2 protein-coding genes are annotated in these 2,486 nt (G+C 44.2%); one reads left to right on the plus strand and one right to left on the minus strand.

Translation table 11 applies throughout. The features are described from left to right. Positions 1-1,455: penicillin-binding transpeptidase domain-containing protein (locus tag HMPREF0849_RS03110; protein WP_009013555.1), on the plus strand; the 1,455-nt coding region annotated here is incomplete at its 5' end. Between the two features lie 167 nt (positions 1,456-1,622). On the opposite strand, the gene HMPREF0849_RS03115 is transcribed toward HMPREF0849_RS03110, so the two are convergent. Continuing rightward, a partial coding sequence (locus HMPREF0849_RS03115; protein WP_009013556.1) for an SIALI-17 repeat-containing surface protein occupies positions 1,623-2,486 on the minus strand: 864 nt, incomplete at its 5' end.

Below are 2,486 nucleotides of genomic sequence, written 5' to 3' on the forward strand. Positions count from 1 at the left end.
GGGCAAGGTTACATTTCAGCTGAGCAATATGAAAAAGCGATTAATACTCCGATTACAGATGGACTTCAAAGTCTAAAATCGGCTAATAGTTATCCTCCATACATGGACAACTATCTCAAAGAGGTAATCGATCAAGTCGAACAAGAAACAGGCTACAACCTCTTAACGACTGGTATGGATGTCTACACCAACGTTGATCCTAAAGTTCAACAACATCTCTGGGATATCTACAATACCGACGAGTATGTCAACTATCCAGATGATGAAATGCAAGTAGCTTCAACGATTGTGGATGTGACAAATGGGAAAGTCATTGCTCAGTTAGGTTCTCGTCAACAATCAAGCAATGTCTCCTTCGGAATCAACCAAGCTGTTGAAACCAACCGTGACTGGGGTTCTACCATGAAGCCAATCACAGACTATGCTCCTGCCTTGGAGTATGACATCTACGACTCAACTGCTTCGATTGTACATGATGTTCCTTACAACTATCCTGGAACAGATACCCCTGTTTACAACTGGGATAGAAGTTATTTTGGAAATATTACCATCCAATATGCGCTCCAACAATCACGGAACGTTACAGCTGTAGAAACCTTGAACAAAGTCGGTTTGGATAGAGCCAAGACCTTCCTAAATGGAATCGGCATTGACTATCCAGATATGCACTATGCCAACGCGATTTCAAGTAATACGACTGAGTCAAACAAAAAGTATGGAGCAAGTAGTGAGAAAATGGCTGCTGCTTACGCTGCTTTTGCTAACGGTGGTATCTACCATAAACCAATGTATATCAACAAAATCGTCTTTAGCGATGGTAGCTCAAAAGAATACGCTGATCCTGGTACTCGTGCCATGAAAGAGACGACCGCCTATATGATGACAGAAATGATGAAGACTGTCTTGGCATACGGAACTGGTCGTGGTGCTTATCTCCCTTGGCTACCTCAAGCTGGTAAGACTGGTACATCAAACTATACAGATGATGAAATTGAAAACTACATCAAAAATACTGGTTATGTAGCTCCAGACGAAATGTTTGTTGGTTATACTCGCAAATATTCAATGGCTGTGTGGACAGGTTACTCAAACCGCCTTACTCCTATCGTTGGTGATGGCTTCTATGTTGCAGCTAAGGTTTACCGTTCAATGATGACTTATCTGTCTGAGGATAACAACCCTGGCGACTGGACTATGCCAGAAGGCCTCTATCGAAGTGGTGAGTTCGTCTTTAAAAACGGTGCTCGTTCTGCATGGACTGCCCCTGCTCCGCAACAGGCCCCAACACCTGAAAGTTCGAGCTCGACATCAGAAAGTTCAACTACACAGTCAAGCTCAACTACTCCAAGTACGAATAATAGTGCAAACAATAATACCAATAACCAGCAACCAAATACAACGCCTGGTCAACAAAACCAGAACCAAAATCAGAATCCTCAACCAGCACAACCATAACATTTATCACCCAGATTTTTCTGGGTGATTTTTTCATAGCTCTATTGCATTTATGTGCTTAACAAAAGCCTGAGAAGATGTCTTCTCAGGCTTTTTCTGTACTATAAACCTCATTGGGAAAGATAGGAAACGGATTTCGTAATCTTGTTAAGAGGTTTTACTAAACACTAGTCTTTCTTTGTTTTTGCTACAAAGAGAGCAGATAGGGCTAGGCTAACACCTGCTAGGAAGAGGGTTGTGTCAGATTGACTCTCACCTGTTGCTGGCAGGTTTTGTTCAGCTGTTTCTCGCTTCGTCACTTCTTGTTTTAGTTCCGGTGCCGGTGCCTTACCTTCATCTGAAGCAAGTGAGCTCAGTTTAAACTCAGGTTTCTCTACCATTGGAGCAGCTTGGTCTCCTACTGTTGCTAGCGGGCCTGTGTATTCTGGCAATTCATGCACTAGAGCCATCACTGCATTGACACCACCCTTGAACTCAGGTTTCTCTACTGTTGGAGCAGCTTGGTCTCCTACTGTCGCTACTGGACCTGTGTACTCTGGAAGCTCATGTACCAAGGCTTCAACTGCATTGACACCACCCTTGAACTCAGGTTTCTCTACTGTTGGAGCAACTTGGTCTCCTACTGTCGCTACTGCGCCTGTGTACTCTGGAAGTTCATGTACTAGGGCTTCAACTGCATTGACACCACCTGTGAATTCAGGAACCTCAAGAACGGGTGCTGGCTCTTCGCCCTTGCTTGATTGAACCGGTTCTTCTGTTAATTCTTGATGGAAGCTTGCCAATTCATAAAACTCAGCCTTGCCACCTTCCCAGACTAATTTGACGTCTAGAAGAGAGCCACCATTTCGGATAGCGAAAGTTTGGAGACTGGATGTAATGGCACCGAGGTCTAGCCAACTGTCTTGACCATCCTTGAGTGTTCTAGCAAGAACACGTGCCTTAGCTCCTTCAGGAAGACTGGAAACGAGACGAAGGTGGTTAGCATTGGTCGGCTCAGACAAGTGATACACCAACTCCCCTTTTCTTTCAGA

The sequence above is a fragment of the Streptococcus sp. C300 genome, assembly GCF_000187645.1.
GTDB classification, from domain to species: Bacteria; Bacillota; Bacilli; order Lactobacillales; family Streptococcaceae; genus Streptococcus; species Streptococcus oralis_CQ.